General features: G+C 66.8%; 14 protein-coding genes. 13 read left to right on the plus strand and 1 reads right to left on the minus strand.

The genetic code is table 11. The annotated features are described in order from the left end of the window. The first annotated feature begins 31 nt into the window (after positions 1-31). Together hisG and hisF are read left to right on the plus strand one after the other, a co-directional pair. Complete coding sequence (gene hisG / locus JYA52_RS11070; protein WP_205653230.1) at positions 32-892, plus strand: ATP phosphoribosyltransferase; 861 nt, start codon at positions 32-34, stop codon at positions 890-892. A 74-nt stretch (positions 893-966) separates the two neighbouring features. After that, positions 967-1,743, plus strand: a complete 777-nt coding sequence (gene hisF / locus JYA52_RS11075; RefSeq protein ID WP_205653231.1) for an imidazole glycerol phosphate synthase subunit HisF — start codon at positions 967-969, stop codon at positions 1,741-1,743. A gap of 76 nt (positions 1,744-1,819) precedes the next feature. On the opposite strand, the gene JYA52_RS11080 is transcribed toward hisF, so the two are convergent. Beyond that, positions 1,820-2,464, minus strand: a complete 645-nt coding sequence (locus JYA52_RS11080; RefSeq protein ID WP_205653232.1) for a TIGR03085 family metal-binding protein — start codon at positions 2,462-2,464, stop codon at positions 1,820-1,822. 111 nt (positions 2,465-2,575) lie between these two features. Here JYA52_RS11080 and hisI point away from each other — a divergent pair, with 111 nt between their 5' ends. The 11 genes from hisI (at position 2,576) to pyk (ending at position 17,952) form a co-directional block, all read left to right on the plus strand. Beyond that, on the plus strand, positions 2,576-3,007 hold the full coding sequence (gene hisI / locus JYA52_RS11085; protein WP_205653233.1) for a phosphoribosyl-AMP cyclohydrolase: 432 nt from the start codon (positions 2,576-2,578) through the stop codon (positions 3,005-3,007). Positions 3,008-3,074: 67 nt separating this feature from the next. Next, positions 3,075-4,712 carry an anthranilate synthase component I gene (locus JYA52_RS11090; protein WP_240460206.1) on the plus strand — a complete coding sequence of 546 codons (1,638 nt, stop codon included), beginning with the start codon at positions 3,075-3,077 and terminating at the stop codon, positions 4,710-4,712. Then, positions 4,712-5,347, plus strand: a complete 636-nt coding sequence (locus JYA52_RS11095; RefSeq protein ID WP_205653234.1) for a Trp biosynthesis-associated membrane protein — start codon at positions 4,712-4,714, stop codon at positions 5,345-5,347. Before JYA52_RS11090 ends, JYA52_RS11095 begins: the two co-directional genes overlap by 1 nt. A 97-nt stretch (positions 5,348-5,444) precedes the next feature. After that, positions 5,445-5,738 (plus strand): HGxxPAAW family protein, encoded by a 294-nt coding sequence (locus JYA52_RS11100; protein WP_205653235.1) that lies wholly within the window; start codon positions 5,445-5,447, stop codon positions 5,736-5,738. Positions 5,739-5,740: 2 nt separating this feature from the next. Next, positions 5,741-6,559, plus strand: coding sequence for an indole-3-glycerol phosphate synthase TrpC (trpC, locus tag JYA52_RS11105; protein ID WP_205653236.1), 819 nt, complete (start codon positions 5,741-5,743; stop codon positions 6,557-6,559). Positions 6,560-6,670: 111 nt separating this feature from the next. Continuing rightward, positions 6,671-7,996, plus strand: a complete 1,326-nt coding sequence (gene trpB / locus JYA52_RS11110) for a tryptophan synthase subunit beta (protein WP_205653272.1) — start codon at positions 6,671-6,673, stop codon at positions 7,994-7,996. 11 nt (positions 7,997-8,007) lie between these two features. Further along, positions 8,008-8,796 (plus strand): tryptophan synthase subunit alpha, encoded by a 789-nt coding sequence (gene trpA / locus JYA52_RS11115; protein ID WP_205653273.1) that lies wholly within the window; start codon positions 8,008-8,010, stop codon positions 8,794-8,796. Positions 8,797-8,802: 6 nt separating this feature from the next. Then, positions 8,803-10,062, plus strand: coding sequence for a prolipoprotein diacylglyceryl transferase (gene lgt / locus JYA52_RS11120; RefSeq protein WP_205653237.1), 1,260 nt, complete (start codon positions 8,803-8,805; stop codon positions 10,060-10,062). A gap of 265 nt (positions 10,063-10,327) precedes the next feature. Then, positions 10,328-14,944, plus strand: coding sequence for a glutamate synthase large subunit (gltB, locus tag JYA52_RS11125; RefSeq protein WP_205653238.1), 4,617 nt, complete (start codon positions 10,328-10,330; stop codon positions 14,942-14,944). Continuing rightward, positions 14,937-16,394 carry a glutamate synthase subunit beta gene (locus tag JYA52_RS11130; RefSeq protein WP_205653239.1) on the plus strand — a complete coding sequence of 486 codons (1,458 nt, stop codon included), beginning with the start codon at positions 14,937-14,939 and terminating at the stop codon, positions 16,392-16,394. The genes gltB and JYA52_RS11130 overlap by 8 nt, the downstream gene beginning before the upstream one ends. Before the next feature lie 70 nt (positions 16,395-16,464). Next, a complete protein-coding gene (pyk, locus tag JYA52_RS11135) occupies positions 16,465-17,952 on the plus strand; it encodes a pyruvate kinase (RefSeq protein ID WP_205653240.1) in 1,488 nt (495 codons plus the stop codon). Positions 17,953-18,009: the final 57 nt, after the last annotated feature.

Below are 18,009 nucleotides of genomic sequence, written 5' to 3' on the forward strand. Positions count from 1 at the left end.
CTGAAGACTTCCACACCCAGAAAGACCACCAATGCTGCGAGTAGCTGTACCCAATAAGGGATCCCTGTCCGAAGCCGCCTCCGCGATGCTCGCCGAGGCCGGCTACCGCCAGCGCCGCGACACCCGCGAACTGGTCATGGTGGACCCGGACAACGAGATCGAGTTCTTCTTCCTCCGCCCCCGCGACATCGCCGTTTACGTGGGGCAGGGAACGCTCGACGTCGGCATCACCGGCCGCGACCTCCTGCTGGACGCCGAGGTAGAGGCAGAGGAACTGCTGCCGCTCGGCTTTGCAGCCTCCACCTTCCGCTTTGCCGGTCCCGTGGGGGATTTCAGCAAGGTCGAAGAACTCGAGGGCAAGCGCCTCGCCACCAGCTACGACGGCCTGCTCCGCGGTTACCTCGCCGAGCGCGGCATCCAGGCGAAAGTGGTCCGCCTCGACGGCGCCGTGGAATCGTCGGTGCGGCTGGGCGTGGCTGACGCCATCGCGGACGTCGTCGAAACCGGCAGCACCCTCAAAGCCGCCGGCATGGAAATCTTCGGCGACCCCATTCTCAAGTCCGAAGCCGTTCTGATCCGTCGGACCGGGCAGGGCGGCGCCGCGAACGGCACCGCCAAGGAAATCGAAGTTCTCATCCGCCGGCTGCAGGGCGTCCTCGTGGCGCGCCAGTACGTGCTCATGGACTACGACATCCGCAAGGAACTCGTCGAACAGGCCGCGGCCCTCACGCCGGGCCTCGAATCGCCCACCGTCTCACCACTGCGCGACTCCGAATGGGTTGCCGTCCGCTCCATGGTGCCGAAGAAGGAAACCAACCGGATCATGGATGAGCTGTACGACCTCGGCGCCCGCGCCATCCTGGTCAGCAGCATTCACGCCTGCCGCATCTGAGCCGCGACTTCCAACGCCCTCCTCACACGCGGGCCCCTTCATCTAGCACCATTCTGCAGGACAACAGGAGAATCATGGCTGTAGCCGTACGCGTCATTCCGTGCCTGGACGTCGATGCCGGCCGTGTGGTCAAGGGCATCAACTTCGAAGGGCTCCGCGACGCCGGGGATCCGGTCGAGCTGGCGCACCGCTACGACAACGCGGGCGCGGACGAACTCACGTTTCTGGATGTGACGGCGTCGTCGGGCAACCGCGAGACGACGTTCGACGTCGTCCGCCGCACCGCCGAGGAAGTCTTCATCCCGCTCACCGTCGGCGGCGGCGTCCGGGGCGTTGCCGAAGTGGACAAGCTGCTCCGCTACGGCGCTGACAAGGCGTCCATCAACACGGCCGCGGTGGCGCGGCCCGACGTCATCGACGAAATCACCCGGCACTTCGGTTCCCAGGTGCTCGTGCTGTCGGTCGACGCGCGCCGTACCCGCCCCGGATCCGAGCCCACGGCGTCCGGCTTTGAGGTCACCACACACGGCGGCCGGCAGGGCACAGGAATCGACGCCGTTGCCTGGGCGAAAGAGGCCGCCGAGAGGGGAGTCGGGGAAATCCTGCTCAACTCGATCGACGCCGACGGCACCAAGGACGGTTTCGACCTTGAGCTGATCAGGCTGGTCCGCGCGGCCGTCAAGGTTCCCATCATCGCGTCCGGCGGCGCCGGCGAACCCGCCCACTTCCCGCCCGCCGTCGAGGCCGGAGCGGACGCAGTGCTGGCCGCCTCGATCTTCCACTGGGGCCCGGACGACATGATGTCCCAGGTCAAGACCGCCATCCGCGAAGCCGGTTTCGAGGTCCGCTGACCGCTGGATGAGCTTGTCGAAACCTGATTTCGACAGGCTCAATCACCGGTTTCTGTCGATAGGCTCAATCACCGGGTTAGAGGCCGACCTCGGCGGACTGCAGGAGCGCTACGGCGTCGGCCTGGCCTTCGAAAGTCACCAGGGCGTGGCGCGTGCGGCCGTGGGCGTGCATCAGCAGCTCGCCCGGCTCGCCGACGATGGCGACGGATACGGGTGCGCGCCTTGCGACGTGCCTCGGGCCGGAAGGCCGGACCAGCACGATGCCGAGGTCAACCCCGCGGTACAGGATGGCAGCGCGTTTGATCAGTTCGTCCCACAGCGCTTCGGAGTATTCCTCGTCGAGCGCACGGGGCGCCCAACGGTCAACGGCCCGCCGGATGTCCTCCGTGTGGACGAAGTATTCGATCAGGTTGGAGCTTTCGTCCAGCGCCTTGATCTTCATGGGAGACAGCGCCGGAGGGCCGGCGCGGAAAGCCTTCACGAGTTCGGTGTAGTCGTCGGCCGTTTTGAGCTTTGATGCGAGCTTGGCTGTTGCGTTGTCCGAGGCCTTCGACAGGCGTTTGATGATCAGCCCGAGGCCGACGGCGGCCTTCCTTTCGCGCAGGTACAAGTGCGCTGCCAGGTCTCTGGTCTTCCAGCCGCGGCAGAGCGTGGGGGAATCAGGACCGGCCGCCAGCAGGGTTTCGGCCAGGACTTCTCGGGACGGATCGACGAAATGCATCACTTGTGAAACTAGCACGTCGCCGGTGCAGTTGCGCAGTGTATCGCCCCGGATTTCGTGCCGTTCTTCACACTGATCAGGGGGCTGTGGCGAGGCACTAGACTTGACCTGATGTCTGAGCAGCCCGCCCCCAGCCCCACTCCCGGTCCAACCCCCGGCACTGCCGGTGCCGATGCCGTTTCCGGAAGTCCTCTTCCTGCCGAAATCGCCTCCGCCCTAAAACGGGACAGCGCCGGCCTGGTGGCCGCAATCGTGCAGCAGCACGACACCAACGAGGTGCTCATGCTCGGCTGGATGGACGACGAAGCCCTCCAACGCACCATGACCACCGGCCGGGTGACCTTTTACTCCCGGTCCCGCCAGGAGTACTGGCGCAAGGGGGACACCTCGGGCCACGTGCAGTGGGTCAAGTCGGTGGCCATGGACTGCGACGGCGACGCCCTTCTGGTGCGCGTCGACCAGGTTGGCGCCGCCTGCCACACCGGAACGCGCACGTGTTTCGACGGCCGCACCCTCGAGGTCGTGACCGGAACCGCCGGATAGCCAGCGTTCCGCTGAACAGGTCTATCGAATTAGGCACCACCCCAGAACAGACGGAGAACCAATAGCCATGCAGGACCTCGGAATCATCAGCCCGAGCCTCGAAGAATTCCGGGAACTCGCCGGCCACAGCCGGGTCATCCCCGTCCGGCTCAAGGTGCTGGCAGACGCCGAAACCCCCATCGGCCTCTACCGGAAACTCGCGCAGGGCCACCCCGGCACCTTCCTGATGGAGTCGGCGGCCGTCGGCGGCGCCTGGTCCCGCTATTCGTTCATCGGCGCACGGTCCCGTGCCACCCTGACCACCAAGGACGGCCAGGCGCACTGGCTTGGCCAGCCGCCGGCTGGCGTTCCCGTGGACGGCAACCCCGTGGATGCCATCCGGGACACCGTCGCCGCCCTGCGCACCGACCGATTCGACGGGCTGCCTCCGTTCACGTCGGGACTCGTTGGGTTCCTCGGCTGGGAGACCGTCCGCCACTGGGAGAGGCTTACCAGCCCGCCCGAGGACGATCTCCAGCTTCCCGAAATGGCCCTGAACCTCGTCACGGACATGGCCGTCCACGACAACATGGACGGCACGGTGCTGCTCATCGCCAACGCCATCAACTTCGACAACAGCCCGGACCGGGTGGACGAGGCCTGGCAGGACGCCGTGGACCGCGTGAAGGGACTCCTGGCCCGCATCAGCACACCGGTGACCCAGCCGGTGTCGGTGCTGGAACCGGCAGCGCTGGACTTCGCATCCAGTGTCCAGGAACGCTGGGACGAGCCCGAGTACCTTGCCGCGCTTGACCGCGGCAAGGAGGCGATCGTGGACGGCGAAGTCTTCCAGGTGGTGATTTCCCGCCGCTTCGAAATGGAGTGCGGGGCGTCCCCGCTGGACGTCTACCGGGTGCTCCGCAACACCAACCCCAGCCCCTACATGTACATCTTCAGCCTCGAGGATGCGGACGGCCGGGAGTACTCGATTGTCGGGTCCTCACCCGAGGCGCTGGTCACCGTCACCGGAGACGACGTCATCACCCACCCCATCGCGGGTTCCCGCCCGCGCGGCAAGACCGTGGAGGCGGATAAGGCCCTCGCCGAGGAACTCCTCGCGGACCAGAAGGAACGCGCCGAGCACCTGATGCTGGTGGATCTGTCCCGCAACGACCTGTCCAAGGTCTGCGTCGCGGGATCGGTGGACGTCACGCAGTTCATGGAAGTGGAGCGGTTCAGCCACATCATGCACCTGGTCTCCACCGTCGTCGGACAGCTTGCGCCCACGGCCAAAGCCTACGATGTCCTGAAGGCCACCTTCCCGGCAGGAACGCTCTCGGGCGCCCCGAAACCGCGTGCCCTGCGCCTCCTCGACGAGCTGGAGCCCCACCGCCGCGGAATTTACGGCGGCGTGGTGGGCTATCTGGACTTCGCCGGGGACATGGACATGGCCATCGCCATCCGCTCGGCATTGCTGCGCGAGGGCCGCGCCTACGTGCAGGCCGGCGGGGGCATCGTGGCGGACTCGGTCAATCCCACCGAAGCGCTGGAAACGGTGAACAAAGCGGCTGCCCCGCTCCGTGCGGTCCATACGGCGGGGTCGCTCCACAACATCACGCCCGAATCGGTCCCCACCGCAGAGGCCGCCGCGCCCAACGCCGCTGTTCCCAAGGCCGCGGCTGAAGCCGGACCGAATGCCGGAACAGAAACCGGACCAGAATCCTGATGGCGGTTCCGGCAGGTTCGGCCACCCCGGCCAAAGCCCGTGGCAGCGCTCCGGCGTGGGCCAGGAAATCCACGGTGGTCCTGCTCATCGCCGTGCTGGCACTGGCGGTGTTCGGCGCCACCACGCAGACCTGGCTGACGGTCCACGTGGACCCGCAGCAGCTGGGACAGGCCGCCGCCGTCCAGGATGGACTCGAAGTCCAGGGAAGCAAGGCGGCCACGACGGTGACGGCGCTTGCACTCGTCGCGCTGGCCGGAGGGCTTGCCGCGTCCATCGCCGGCAGGATCGCCCGCTGGGTGATCACCGCCATCATCGTGCTGGCGGCAGTGGGCATCGTCGCGGCGGCCGCGACAGTGCTCGCCGACCCGCTGGCGGCCGCCCAGGGATCCATTGCCGCCGCTACCGGCGTCTCCGGGAGCACAGCGGACGTGAGCGTCACGGCGTTCCCGGTCCTCGCCGTCGTCGCCGGTTCCCTCCTCGCACTGGGCGGACTACTGGTCATCCCCGCGGGAAAGCACTGGAAGGCCCGCACCAAATACGACACCACGGCGCCCGGAACTCCGGCCGCGCAGGCAGGCCCGGTGGATGAGATCGACAGCTGGGACCGGCTCTCCCGCGGCGACGATCCCACCTGAGCGGTTAGGCCCGGAGGCACGCGGCGGAGCTGCCGATGCCTAAGGCCGCGCCAAAAAATGGCAGAATGTAAGCAGTATTGATCCTGAGGAGATTCACATGAGCAAAGCCACTGTTTCCGGCACCCAGCCAGCGCCCGGAAAGACCGCAAAGACCCACCACGGCATCGATCACAGCATTGACCTGGGCCACGGCAACAGCCCGGCCGCGTGGACCTGCGTCATCGTCATGCTGGTCGGCGCCCTCATCGCCTCCATCGCGTTCGTCATCGCCAACTCCCCGATCTTCTGGGCGGGCATCGGCGTCATGTTCGTCGGCCTGCTGGCCGGCTACATCATGCGCAAGGCCGGCTACGGTGTGGGCGGCAGCAAGATTAAGAACACCGGCCACTGACCGTGACGGTTCTCGATGACATCAATGCCGGTGTCAGGGAGGACATGGAGGCCCGCAAGCGCCTTGTGTCCCTCGCGGAACTGAAGGACCGCGCCCTGGCGGCCGCCCCGGCGCGTGACGCCTGGGCAGCCCTCGGCGGTCCGTCCGCAACCCGTGGCCAGCTCAAGGTCATCGCGGAAATCAAACGCCGCAGCCCCTCCAAAGGCGACCTCGCGAACATCGCGGACCCGGCCTCGCTGGCGGAACAGTATGCCGACGGCGGCGCCGCCGTGATCAGCGTGCTCACCGAACAGCGCCGCTTCAACGGCTCGTTGGCGGACCTGGACGCCGTCCGCGCCCGGGTGGACGTCCCGCTGCTCCGCAAAGACTTCACGCTGGACGAGTACCAGATCTGGGAGGCCCGTGCCCACGGCGCCGACCTCATCCTGCTGATCGTGGCGGCCCTGTCCGACCAGCAGCTGCGCGAGTTCAGCGCCCTCAGCAGTGAACTCGGCATGAACGTCCTGGTGGAGACGCACACACCGGAGGAAGTCGAACGGGCCGTTGCGGCGGACGCCCGCATCATCGGCGTCAACGTCCGCAACCTCAAGACGCTCGACGTCGACCGGTCCCTTTTCGCCACACTGGCCGGCAGCATTCCGGCCGGGGCGGTCGTGGTGGCGGAGTCGGGTGTCCGGAACGCCGACGACGTCACGCACTTCGCGGCGCACGGCGCCAACGCCATCCTCGTCGGAGAGGCGCTGGTCAGCGACGCCACACCGCGTGAACGAATTGCGGAGTTCACGGCAGCCGGGGCAGCGGCGATCGCTGCCCGCGTCTGAACCCCGCCCAAACCGCGGCGCCATCCCGTCCGGACCAGCTGCCACAGGCAGCCCCCGGACGGGATGCCGCCTGACATCAATCAGTGAAAAGTGAACAGGATGGTGAGACTGATGGCCGAAGCGCCGACAGCCGGCTCTGACGAAGGCTCGGTGGATGCGTTCCTGCAGGGAGGCACGTCGCTGCGTCACGCCCCGGGACCCTACTTCGGCTCTTACGGCGGCCGATGGATGCCCGAATCACTGATCGCGGCCCTGGACGAGCTTGAAGACACCTTCGAGAAGGCCAAGGCCGACCCCGAATTCACGGCGCAGATCGCCGACCTGAACAAGAACTACTCCGGCCGGCCCTCGCTGCTGACCGAGGCCAAGCGGTTCGCCGAGCACGCCGGGGGAGTCCGGATCTTCCTGAAGCGCGAAGACCTGAACCACACCGGCTCGCACAAGATCAACAACGTGCTGGGCCAGGCGCTCCTGGCCAAGCGCATGGGCAAGTCCCGCGTCATCGCCGAGACCGGCGCCGGCCAGCACGGCGTGGCCAGTGCCACCGCCGCCGCCCTGCTCGGCCTCGAATGCGTCGTCTACATGGGCGCCGAGGACTGCCGCCGCCAGGCCCTGAACGTGGCCCGGATGGAGCTCCTGGGCGCCACCGTCATCCCGGTGACCAACGGCTCGCAGACCCTCAAGGACGCCATCAACGAGGCCCTCCGCGACTGGGTGGCGAACGTCGGACACACCCACTACCTGCTGGGCACGGCTGCCGGTGCGCACCCCTTCCCGGCCATGGTCCGCTACTTCCACGAGGTCATCGGCGAGGAGGCCCGCGCCCAGATCCTCGAGCAGACCGGCCGACTGCCGGATGCCGTGTGCGCATGCATCGGCGGCGGCTCCAACGCCATCGGCATCTTCCACGGCTTCCTCGATGACCCCTCCGTCAAGATCTACGGCTTCGAGGCAGGCGGCGACGGCGTGGACACCGGCCGGCACGCTGCCACCATCACGCTCGGCAAGCCGGGCGTACTTCATGGCGCCCGGTCGTACCTCATGCAGGACGACGACGGGCAGACCATCGAATCCCACTCCATCTCCGCGGGGCTGGACTACCCCGGCGTCGGCCCGGAGCACTCCTACCTCGCCGACATCGGACGGGTCAGCTACGAGCCCATCACCGACAGCGAAGCCATGGACGCCTTCCGGCTGCTGTGCCGCACCGAGGGCATCATTCCCGCCATCGAGTCCTCGCACGCCCTCGCCGGCGCCATCAAGGTTGGCCAGCGGCTTGCGGCGGAGGGCGCTGCAGGTGAAGCGTCAGACAAGATCGTGATCGTGAACCTGTCCGGCCGCGGTGACAAGGACGTGGCAACAGCAGCCGAATGGTTCGATCTCCTGGACAAGGATTCCGCAGAGGCAACCATCGGCAAGGAAGGGGAACAGCTGTGAGCACGGCGCAGATGACCAGCAAATCGGCAATCGCCATTGACAAGGCCCGCGCAGAAGGACGGGCGGCCCTCATCGGCTACCTGCCTGCCGGCTTTCCCACCGTCGAAGAGACCATCGCGGCGGGCATCGCCCTGGCGCGCAACGGCGCGGACCTCATCGAGATCGGCATTCCCTACTCTGACCCCGTGATGGACGGCCCGGTGATCCAGGCCGCCACCACCGAGGCGCTGGCCAAGGGCTTTGCCGTCCGCCAGGTCTTTGACGTGGTCGCGGGCATCACCGCCGAAACGGATGCGGCCGTCCTGGTCATGACCTACTGGAACCCCGTGGTCCGGATGGGCGTGGACGAATTCTCCCGTCGCCTGGCCGAAGCCGGGGGAGCGGGCCTCATCACGCCCGACCTTATTCCGGATGAAGCCGCCGAATGGATGGCAGCCTCCGACAAGTACGGGCTGGACCGCGTGTTCCTCGTGGCGCCGTCGTCCTCGACAGAGCGCATGCGGCGCACGGTGGAGGCCAGCCGTGGGTTCGTCTACGCTGTCTCCATCATGGGCGTCACCGGCGCCCGGTCTTCGGTCAGCGCCGCGGCCGAGGGAGTGGTGGCCGCCGCCAAGGCCGCCGGCGCGGAGCGGGTGTGCGTGGGCCTCGGGGTATCGAACGCCGAGCACGTGGCGGAAATCGCCGCCTACGCCGACGGCGTGATCGTGGGGACGGCGCTTGTCGCCGCCATCCGCGACGGCGGCGCAGATGCCGTGGCCAGCCTCACCCGGGACCTCAGCGCCGGACTGACCAGGAAGTAGCCCTCCATGCAGATGTTCCACTCAGCGGCAGCCTTGGTTCCGGCGAGTATGGTCCCGGCGAGCATTCCGAGCCCGGACTGGTCCGGCTTCGACATTCCGCTGCCGTGGGGCTCGCTGCGGATCCACGCCTACGCCCTGTGCATCCTCGCGGGCATCATTGTCGGTCTCTGGCTGACGTCCGTGCGCTGGGCGAAGCGCGGGGCTCCCGAGGGCAGCGTGTGGGACATCGTCATTTGGGCCATCCCGTTCGGAATCATCGGCGGCCGGCTGTACCACGTGTTTTCGTCCCCGGATGCCTACTTCGGTCCGGGCTTTGACGGCACGGGTGACCTGTCCCTGATCCCGCAGATCCAGCGCGGCGGCCTGGGGATCTGGGGTGCCGTTGTGCTGGGCGCTTTCGGTGCCTGGATCGGCTGCCGGCGGGCCGGCGTGAAGCTGACCGCCTTCCTGGACGCTGCCGCGCCGGGACTGCTGCTCGCGCAGGCGGTGGGCCGCTGGGGCAACTACTTCAACCAGGAGCTTTTCGGCGGCCCCACCACGCTGCCGTGGGGCCTCCAGGTTGACGCGGACAACGCGAACTTCCCGTCTGGCTACCCGGCGGACACCCTTTTCCACCCCACGTTCCTGTATGAGTCGCTGTGGAACATCGCCGGCGTCCTGATTCTCCTGGCCCTGGACCGGCGGTTCCACTTCCGCCGCGGCCGGCTCTTCTGGCTGTACGCGATGTACTACACGCTGGGCCGGGTATGGATCGAAGCCATGCGGATCGACGACGCAGAACAGATCAGCCTCTTCGGCATCACCACCCGGCTCAATGTCTGGACCAGCATTTTCGTCTTCGCCGCGGCGCTGGCGGTGTTCATCGTGCTGGGGCGGCGGAAGAACGCCGATGCGGAGAACGTCTTCCTCCCGGGCCGCGAACCTGCCGTTGAAACGGCCAGCGAGCCTGCCGTAACCGACAAAATGGACGACGGCGGCAGCTCGCCAGAGCATGCGCGGGAGCAGTCAGAGGAGCATGCGGGGGAGCAGGCAAGCGGACGTCGGGCCGCCGCGGATCCGGTCCGTGATCCGGACGCCATTGTCTCAGATAGTGAATCGCGTGATAATCTCCCTGATAACCAAAACGGTCCAGGCCACTCTTCTGCCCCAACGGAAGCAGTGCCGGCTTCCACTGGCGGCACCACGTCCACCAAGGGATCGCCGGACACCGGAAAATCCGGTGCCTCAGCCACCGGATCCGCGTCGGAACCTGACAGCACCCGCTAGTTCAGCACCGGCAACAGGGCAGCCAGAGCCACCGCTCGCAGCGCCCAACACCACAGCGTCGTGGCATAAGGGCCCAACCCCGGGCAGCATAGAGCTGCTGGCCGGTCAAGCCCGGGCGGGAAGCCTGCGTAACTCTTAGTTCCGCAAGGGTCCCTGCCCTACAATTTCCAGTAACTAACACTTTGTTGTGCCCATCACACCGGCGCTCTGAGTGGGGCCAACGTTGTCCCTTCCATACGCACGATCAGGAGGAAGGACGTCTCCCATGACCCAAACTCTTTCCAGCCCCAGTTGGTCCGAACCGACCCAGGCTGGCGCCGCCATGTCACCGTTCAAGCGGTTTGCGGCGCTGCCGGAGGCAGCAGGGCTCTACAACCCGGAGCAGGAGAAGGACGCCTGCGGTCTTGCGATCATCGCCACGCTCCGGGGGGAGCCCGGCTACGACATCGTTGATGCCGCGCTGACGGCCCTGCGCAACCTTGAGCACCGCGGTGCCGTGGGCGCTGATGAGGGAACGGGTGACGGCGCCGGCCTGCTGATGCAGGTGCCGGACGAGTTTTTCCGGGCCGTCACCGAATTCGAACTCCCCGCCCCCGGGCAGTACGTCGTGGGCACCGCCTTCCTCCCTGCGGAGCAGCGCGAAGCCAACGCCGCCAAGGCCGGCATCGAAGGCCTCGCGGCCGACGAGGGCCTTACCGTCCTCGGCTGGCGTGAAGTGCCCGTAGTGGCCGACCTCGTCGGTGCCATGGCCCGCGCCTGCATGCCGTATTTCTCCCAGCCGTTCTTCGCATCCTCCACCGGCGAGCAGCTGGACCGCAACGAGCTTGACTCCCGGGCCTGGCGCATCCGCAAGCGTGCCCAGAACAAGTTCGGCGTGTACTTCCCGTCGCTGTCCTCGCGGACCATCGTCTACAAGGGCATGCTGACCACGGCCCAGCTGGAGCCGTTCTACCCGGACCTCTCCGACAAGCGCTTCAAGACCAAGCTGGCGATCGTCCACTCGCGCTTCTCCACCAACACCTTCCCGTCCTGGCCGCTGGCCCAGCCGTTCCGCACCATCGCCCACAACGGTGAAATCAACACCGTCAAGGGCAACCGGAACTGGATGCGCGCCCGCCAGTCGCAGCTGGCCAACCCGCTGCTGGGCGATTCACCGGAAGAGCTCTTCCCGATCTGCACCCCCGGTGCATCGGATTCCGCGTCCTTCGATGAAGTGGCTGAGTTGCTCTGGCTGTCCGGCCGCCCCATCACGCACTCGATCATGATGATGATCCCGGAGGCGTGGGAGAACCACGCCACCATGGATCCGGCACGCCGCGCGTTCTACGAGTACCACTCCCTGCTGATGGAGCCGTGGGACGGGCCGGCCGCCGTTTCCTTCACGGACGGCAACCTGGTCGGCGCCACGCTGGACCGCAACGGCCTGCGTCCGGGCCGGTACTGGATCACCGAGGAGGGCCTCGTGGTCTTCGCCTCCGAGGTCGGCGTCATCGACGTCGAAGCCTCCAAGGTGGTCAAGAAGGGCCGTGTTTCCCCCGGCAAGATGTTCCTCGTGGACACCGAAGCCGGCCGGATCATCGACGACGAAGAGGTCAAGGCCGAGGTCGCCGCGGCGAACCCCTGGGCCGAATGGGTCAAGGACAACCTGATCGACCTCAACGAGCTCCCGGAGCGGGAGCACGTCGTGCACACGGCGGCGTCCGTGAACATCCGCCAGCGGACGTTCGGCTACACCACCGAAGAGCTCAAGATCCTGCTGGGCCCCATGGCCCGCACAGGCGCCGAGCCGCTGGGCGCCATGGGCTCCGATACGCCTGTTGCGGTGCTGTCCAAGCGCCCCCGCCTGCTGTTCGACTACTTCGTGCAGTCTTTCGCGCAGGTCACCAACCCGCCGCTGGACGCCATCCGTGAAGAGCTGGTCACGTCGCTGACCTGCGCCATCGGTCCGAACGGCAACCTGCTCGACACCAAGCAGGTCCGCCAGCCGCAGGTCTCCCTTCCGTTCCCGGTCATCAACAACGACCAGCTGGCGAAGATCGCCAACATCGAGGACGCCGACGGCAACCGCGTGGCCATGAAGGTCCGCGGACTGTACCGTCCCGAGGGCGGCGAGAACGCGCTGCGGGCACGCCTGACCGAGATCTGCGAGCAGGTTTCCGGCGCCATCAACCGCGGCGTGCAGTATGTGGTGCTGTCCGACCGTGACTCCAACGCCCAGTGGGCACCGATTCCTTCCCTGCTGCTGGTCAGCGCCGTGCACCACCACCTGCTGCGCAGCGCCAACCGCACCAAGACCGCACTCGTGGTGGAAGCGGGCGACGTCCGCGAGACGCACCACGTGGCAGTGCTGGTGGGCTACGGCGCCTCCGCCGTCAACCCGTACCTGGCCATGGAATCCGTGGAGCAGCTCATCGCCGCCGGCGACGTCGTGGGGGTCACCCCGCAGGACGGCGTCTACAACCTCATCAAGGGCCTGGGCAAGGGCGTCCTGAAGATCATGTCCAAGATGGGCATCTCCACCGTGGCCTCCTACACCGGCGCCCAGACGTTCGAAGCGCTGGGCCTCGGCCAGGAGCTCGTCGACGAATTCTTCGCCGGCACGCACTCCCAGCTGGGCGGCGTTGGCCTGGACGTCATCGCGGCCGAGGTCTCGGCCCGGCACGAGATGGCCTACCCCGAGAGCGGCATCGAGCAGCCCCACCGTCCCCTGCTGGGCGGCGGCGAGTACCAGTGGCGCCGCGACGGCGAGCCCCACCTCTTCAACCCGGAGACCGTCTTCCGGCTGCAGCACGCCACGCGTGAGCGCCGCTACGACATTTTCAAGGCCTACACCAAGGGCGTGGACGACCAGTCCGAGAACCTGATGACCCTGCGCGGGCTCCTCAAGTTCAAGGACGGCCAGCGCCCCGCCGTGCCGCTCGAGGAGGTGGAGCCGGTCTCCAGCATCGTCAAGCGGTTCTCCACGGGTGCCATGAGCTACGGCTCCATCTCCAAGGAAGCCCACGAGACACTCGCCATCGCGATGAACCGGCTCGGCGGCAAGTCCAATACCGGTGAAGGCGGCGAGGACATTGACCGTCTGCTGGATCCCGAGCGCCGCTCTGCCGTCAAGCAGATTGCGTCCGGCCGCTTCGGTGTGACCAGCCTGTACCTGAGCAACGCGGACGACATCCAGATCAAGATGGCCCAGGGTGCAAAGCCCGGCGAAGGCGGCCAGCTGATGGCCCAGAAGGTGTACCCCTGGGTTGCCCGCACGCGCCACTCGACCCCCGGCGTGGGACTCATTTCCCCGCCGCCGCACCACGACATCTACTCGATCGAGGACCTCGCGCAGCTCATCTACGATGCCAAGCGTGCCAATCCCTCAGCCCGGGTGCACGTCAAGCTCGTCTCCGAGGTGGGCATCGGCACAGTTGCCGCCGGTGTGACAAAGGCGAAGGCCGACGTCGTGCTCGTTTCCGGTCACGACGGCGGAACCGGCGCCTCGCCGCTGAACTCGCTCAAGCATGCCGGTGTCCCGTGGGAACTGGGGCTCGCAGAGACCCAGCAGACGCTGATGCTCAACGGCCTGCGTGACCGCGTGGTGGTGCAGGTGGACGGCCAGCTCAAGACTGGCCGCGACGTCGTCATCGCCGCGCTGCTCGGCGGCGAGGAATTCGGGTTCGCCACGGCACCGCTCGTGGTGGAAGGCTGCATCATGATGCGCGTCTGCCACCTGGATACCTGCCCCGTCGGTGTTGCCACGCAGAACCCCGAGCTGCGGGCCCGCTTCAGCGGCAAGCCCGAGTTCGTGGTCAACTTCTTCGAGTTCCTGGCGGAGGAGGTCCGCGAAATCCTTGCGGAACTCGGCTTCCGGAGCATCGAGGAAGCGATCGGACACGCGGAAATGCTGGACACCCGCGAGGCGATCGACCACTGGAAGGCCGAAGGCCTGGACCTCGACCCCATCCTGCACGGGCTGGAGTTCGACGACGACGCGCCGCTGCGCAACCTGACCGGCCAGAACCACGAGCTGGACAAGCACTTTGACCAGCGGCTCATCACCATGGCCGCCGAGGCGCTGACCGACCGCGCCCCGGTGAAGATCTCCGTGGACGTCATCAACACCGACCGCTCGGTGGGCACCATGCTGGGCCACGTGGTCACGAAGACGTTCGGCACGGACATCCTCGCCACGGACACGATCGACATCACGCTGACCGGAACCGCCGGCCAGTCGCTGGGCGCCTTCCTGCCTGCCGGCATCACGCTGCGCATGTTCGGCGATTCCAACGACTACGTGGGCAAGGGCCTGTCCGGCGGACGGATCATCGTCCGCCCGGACCGCACCAACGTGTTCAAGGCAGAGAGCAACGTGATCGCCGGAAACGTGATCGGCTACGGTGCCACCAGCGGCGAGCTGTTCCTGCGCGGCCAGGTGGGCGAACGCTTCCTGGTCCGCAACTCCGGTGCCACGGCGGTTGTCGAAGGCATCGGCGACCACGGCTGCGAGTACATGACCGGCGGACAGACGCTCATCATCGGCCGGACCGGACGCAACTTCGGCGCCGGCATGTCCGGCGGCACGGCCTACGTCCTGGACCTGGACAGCGCACGCGTCAACAAGCAGGCGCTGGAATCCGGCGAACTGCAGCTCCGTGAACTGGACGCAGAGGACCGCGACATCGTGCACGGACTGCTCGTCAAGCATGTCGAGGAAACCGAATCCCAGCTGGCCGCCCGCCTGCTCGAGAACTTTGACGACACCGCTGCCCGCATTACCAAGGTGCTGCCGCGCGACTACGCGGCCGTGCTGCAAACCCGTCTTGACGCCATTGAAGAGGGCCTGGACCCCGACGGCGAAGAAGTTTGGTCTCGAATCCTGGAGGTGACCGGTGGCTGACCCACGCGGATTTCTGAAAGTACGCCAGCGTGAAACCCAGCCACGCCGCCCCGTTCCCGTCCGCATCATGGACTGGAAGGAAGTCTATGAGGCCCAGGAAAAGGGTGTCCTCAAAAGCCAGGCCGGCCGCTGCATGGACTGCGGCGTGCCGTTCTGCCACCAGGGCTGCCCGCTGGGGAACCTGATTCCCGAGTGGAACGACCTCGTGTGGCGGGACAAGGGCGAGGAAGCGATTGAGCGGCTGCACGCCACCAACAACTTCCCCGAGTGGACCGGGCGCCTGTGCCCGGCGCCCTGCGAGGCGTCCTGTGTGCTGGGCATCAACCAGCCGGCCGTCACCATCAAGCAGGTCGAGGTCTCCATCATCGACGAAGCCTTCGACAACGGCTGGGTGAACCCGCTGCCTCCGCACCGCCTGACCGGCAAGACGGTCGCCGTCGTGGGTTCCGGGCCTGCCGGCCTTGCCGTCGCCCAGCAGCTGACCCGCGTGGGCCACACCGTGGCCGTGTATGAACGCGATGACAAGATCGGCGGCCTGCTGCGCTACGGCATCCCCGATTTCAAGATGGAAAAAGAGCAGGTGGACCGCCGGCTCGAGCAGATGAAGGCCGAAGGCACCCGCTTCCGCACAGGCGTCGCCGTCGGTACGGACGTGACCTGGGAGCAGCTGCGCCGCCGGTACGACGCGGTGGTCATCGCCACCGGCGCGACCGTTCCGCGCGACCTGAAGATTCCCGGCCGCGAGTTCGAAGGCGTCCACTTCGCGATGGACTACCTCGTTCCGGCCAACCGTGTAGTGGCGGGCGAGCAGGTCGAAAACCAGATCCACGCCAAGGGCAAGCACGTCGTGATCCTCGGCGGCGGCGACACCGGTGCTGACTGCCTCGGCACGGCACACCGCCACGGCGCCGCCTCGGTGACCACCCTGGCCATCGGCAAGCAGCCTCCGGCGGAGCGCGCCGGCCACCAGCCGTGGCCCACCTTCCCCACCCTCTTCGAGATGGCCAGCGCCCACGAAGAAGGCGGTGAGCGCACCTACCTCGCCTCCACGGTGGAGTTCGTCGGCGAAAACGGCAAGCTCACCGGCGTCAAGGTTGCCGAAACCGAGTTCGTTGACGGCAAGCGGCTCCCCAAGGCCGGCACCGAGCGGATCATCCCCGCCGACCTGGTGTTCCTGTCCCTGGGCTTCACCGGTGCAGAGCCTGCCGGCATCACCGAACAGGTCCACGCCGAATTCGACGGACGCGGCAACGTGTCCCGCGACGGCTACTACATGACCAACACCGAGGGCGTTTTCGTCGCCGGTGACGCCGGACGCGGGCAGTCCCTCATTGTGTGGGCCATCGCCGAAGGCCGTGCCGCAGCCGCGGCCGTGGACAAGTACCTGATGGGGAGCACGATTCTGCCCGCTCCCGTTGCACCGACGGACCGCGCCATCGCCGTCCTCTAGTTATGCCTCGGAGGTGAAAATTCACCTCCACGACAACTTAACCAATGCAAGAGACCAATAGGGTAGGTATATGAGACGCGCAAAAATTGTGGCCACCTTCGGACCGGCCATTGCCAGCTATGAAAACACCCTCGCGGTGCTGGAAGCCGGCGTTGATGTAGCCCGAATGAACATGAGCCACGGCGACTACTCCGTGCACGACAACACCTATGAGAACGTCCGCAAGGCAGCGACGGACCTCGGCAAGGCCGTGGCGATCATGGCCGACCTCCAGGGCCCCAAGATCCGTCTTGGCCGTTTTGTGGACGGCCCGCACGAGCTCGCCGTCGGTGACATCTTCACCATCACCACCGAAGACGTGCCCGGCACCAAGGAGATCTGCTCCACCACGCTGAAGAGCCTCACCGAGGACGTCAACGTGGGCGACGCCCTACTGATCGACGACGGCAAGGTTGCACTGCGCGCCATCGAGGTGGACGACGTCAAGGTCGTCGCCGAAGTGACTGTCGGCGGCATGGTGTCCAACAACAAGGGCATCAACCTGCCGGGTGTTGCCGTGAACGTCCCCGCCCTGAGCGAGAAGGATGAGGACGACCTTCGCTGGGCGATCCGCCGCGGCGTTGACCTCGTCGCGCTCTCCTTCGTCCGCGACGCCACCGACATCAAGCGCGTCCACGAGATCATGGACGAAGAAGGCCGCCGCGTTCCGGTGATCGCCAAGATCGAAAAGCCGCAGGCCGTGGAGCAGCTCCACGAGATCATCGATGCATTCGATGCCATCATGGTGGCCCGTGGCGACCTCGGTGTGGAGCTTCCGCTGGAGGAAGTGCCGATCGTTCAGAAGCGCGCCATTGAGCTGGCCCGCCGCTGGGCAAAGCCGGTCATCGTGGCCACGCAGGTCCTCGAGTCGATGATCGACAACCCGCGCCCCACCCGCGCGGAGGCTTCCGACTGCGCCAACGCAGTGCTCGACGGCGCCGATGCAGTCATGCTCTCCGGCGAGACCAGCGTGGGCAAGTACCCGATCGAGACGGTTAAGGTCATGGCCCGGATCATCGAGTCCACCGAAGAGCACGGCCTGGAGCGCGTCCCCCCGCTGGGCACCAAGCCCAAGACCCGCGGTGGCGCCATCACCCGTGCCGCCGTCGAAATCGCCGACCAGCTGGACGCCAAGTACATCTGTACGTTCACGCAGTCCGGCGACTCTGCCCGCCGTCTGTCCCGCCTCCGCCCGATCAAGCCGGTCTTCGCGTTCACTCCGGTGGAGCAGGTCTGGAACCAGCTGGCACTGACCTGGGGTATCCAGCCGCAGCTCGTTGCCATGGTGGGCCACACGGACGAAATGACGGCCCAGGTGGACCGCAGCCTGCTGGACATGGGGCTCGTGGAAGACGGTGACCTGGTGGTCATCGCTGCCGGTTCCCCTCCCGGAAAAGCCGGTTCGACCAACTCGCTGAAGGTCCACAAGGTAGGCGACCTCGCCGACACCCCGCTCCTGGGCGAGGGTACGACCAGGGAGAAGCTTGGCCCGTGGCCGGAAAAGAAGAAGAAGAACTAGGCTTCAGCCGCTGCTGAGTAGCTGAGCCGCAAAGGGAGGGTCCCCGTCGTTTGGCGG

The organism is Arthrobacter pascens, assembly GCF_017052465.1.
In the GTDB taxonomy this organism is placed as follows: domain Bacteria; phylum Actinomycetota; class Actinomycetes; order Actinomycetales; family Micrococcaceae; genus Arthrobacter; species Arthrobacter pascens.

What these genes read in the sequence shown, in the direction of transcription:
- hisI (WP_205653233.1), top strand. Translation starts at nt 2,576, where the DNA reads ATGTCTGAGCAGCCCGCCCCCAGCCCCACTCCCGGTCCAACCCCCGGC.
- pyk (WP_205653240.1), top strand. Translation starts at nt 16,465, where the DNA reads ATGAGACGCGCAAAAATTGTGGCCACCTTCGGACCGGCCATTGCCAGC.
- trpA (WP_205653273.1), top strand. Translation starts at nt 8,008, where the DNA reads ATGACCAGCAAATCGGCAATCGCCATTGACAAGGCCCGCGCAGAAGGA.
- trpB (WP_205653272.1), top strand. Translation starts at nt 6,671, where the DNA reads ATGGCCGAAGCGCCGACAGCCGGCTCTGACGAAGGCTCGGTGGATGCG.
- lgt (WP_205653237.1), top strand. Translation starts at nt 8,803, where the DNA reads ATGCAGATGTTCCACTCAGCGGCAGCCTTGGTTCCGGCGAGTATGGTC.
- JYA52_RS11080 (WP_205653232.1), bottom strand. Translation starts at nt 2,464, where the DNA reads ATGCATTTCGTCGATCCGTCCCGAGAAGTCCTGGCCGAAACCCTGCTG.
- gltB (WP_205653238.1), top strand. Translation starts at nt 10,328, where the DNA reads ATGACCCAAACTCTTTCCAGCCCCAGTTGGTCCGAACCGACCCAGGCT.
- hisG (WP_205653230.1), top strand. Translation starts at nt 32, where the DNA reads ATGCTGCGAGTAGCTGTACCCAATAAGGGATCCCTGTCCGAAGCCGCC.
- JYA52_RS11100 (WP_205653235.1), top strand. Translation starts at nt 5,445, where the DNA reads ATGAGCAAAGCCACTGTTTCCGGCACCCAGCCAGCGCCCGGAAAGACC.
- JYA52_RS11090 (WP_240460206.1), top strand. Translation starts at nt 3,075, where the DNA reads ATGCAGGACCTCGGAATCATCAGCCCGAGCCTCGAAGAATTCCGGGAA.
- JYA52_RS11095 (WP_205653234.1), top strand. Translation starts at nt 4,712, where the DNA reads ATGGCGGTTCCGGCAGGTTCGGCCACCCCGGCCAAAGCCCGTGGCAGC.
- hisF (WP_205653231.1), top strand. Translation starts at nt 967, where the DNA reads ATGGCTGTAGCCGTACGCGTCATTCCGTGCCTGGACGTCGATGCCGGC.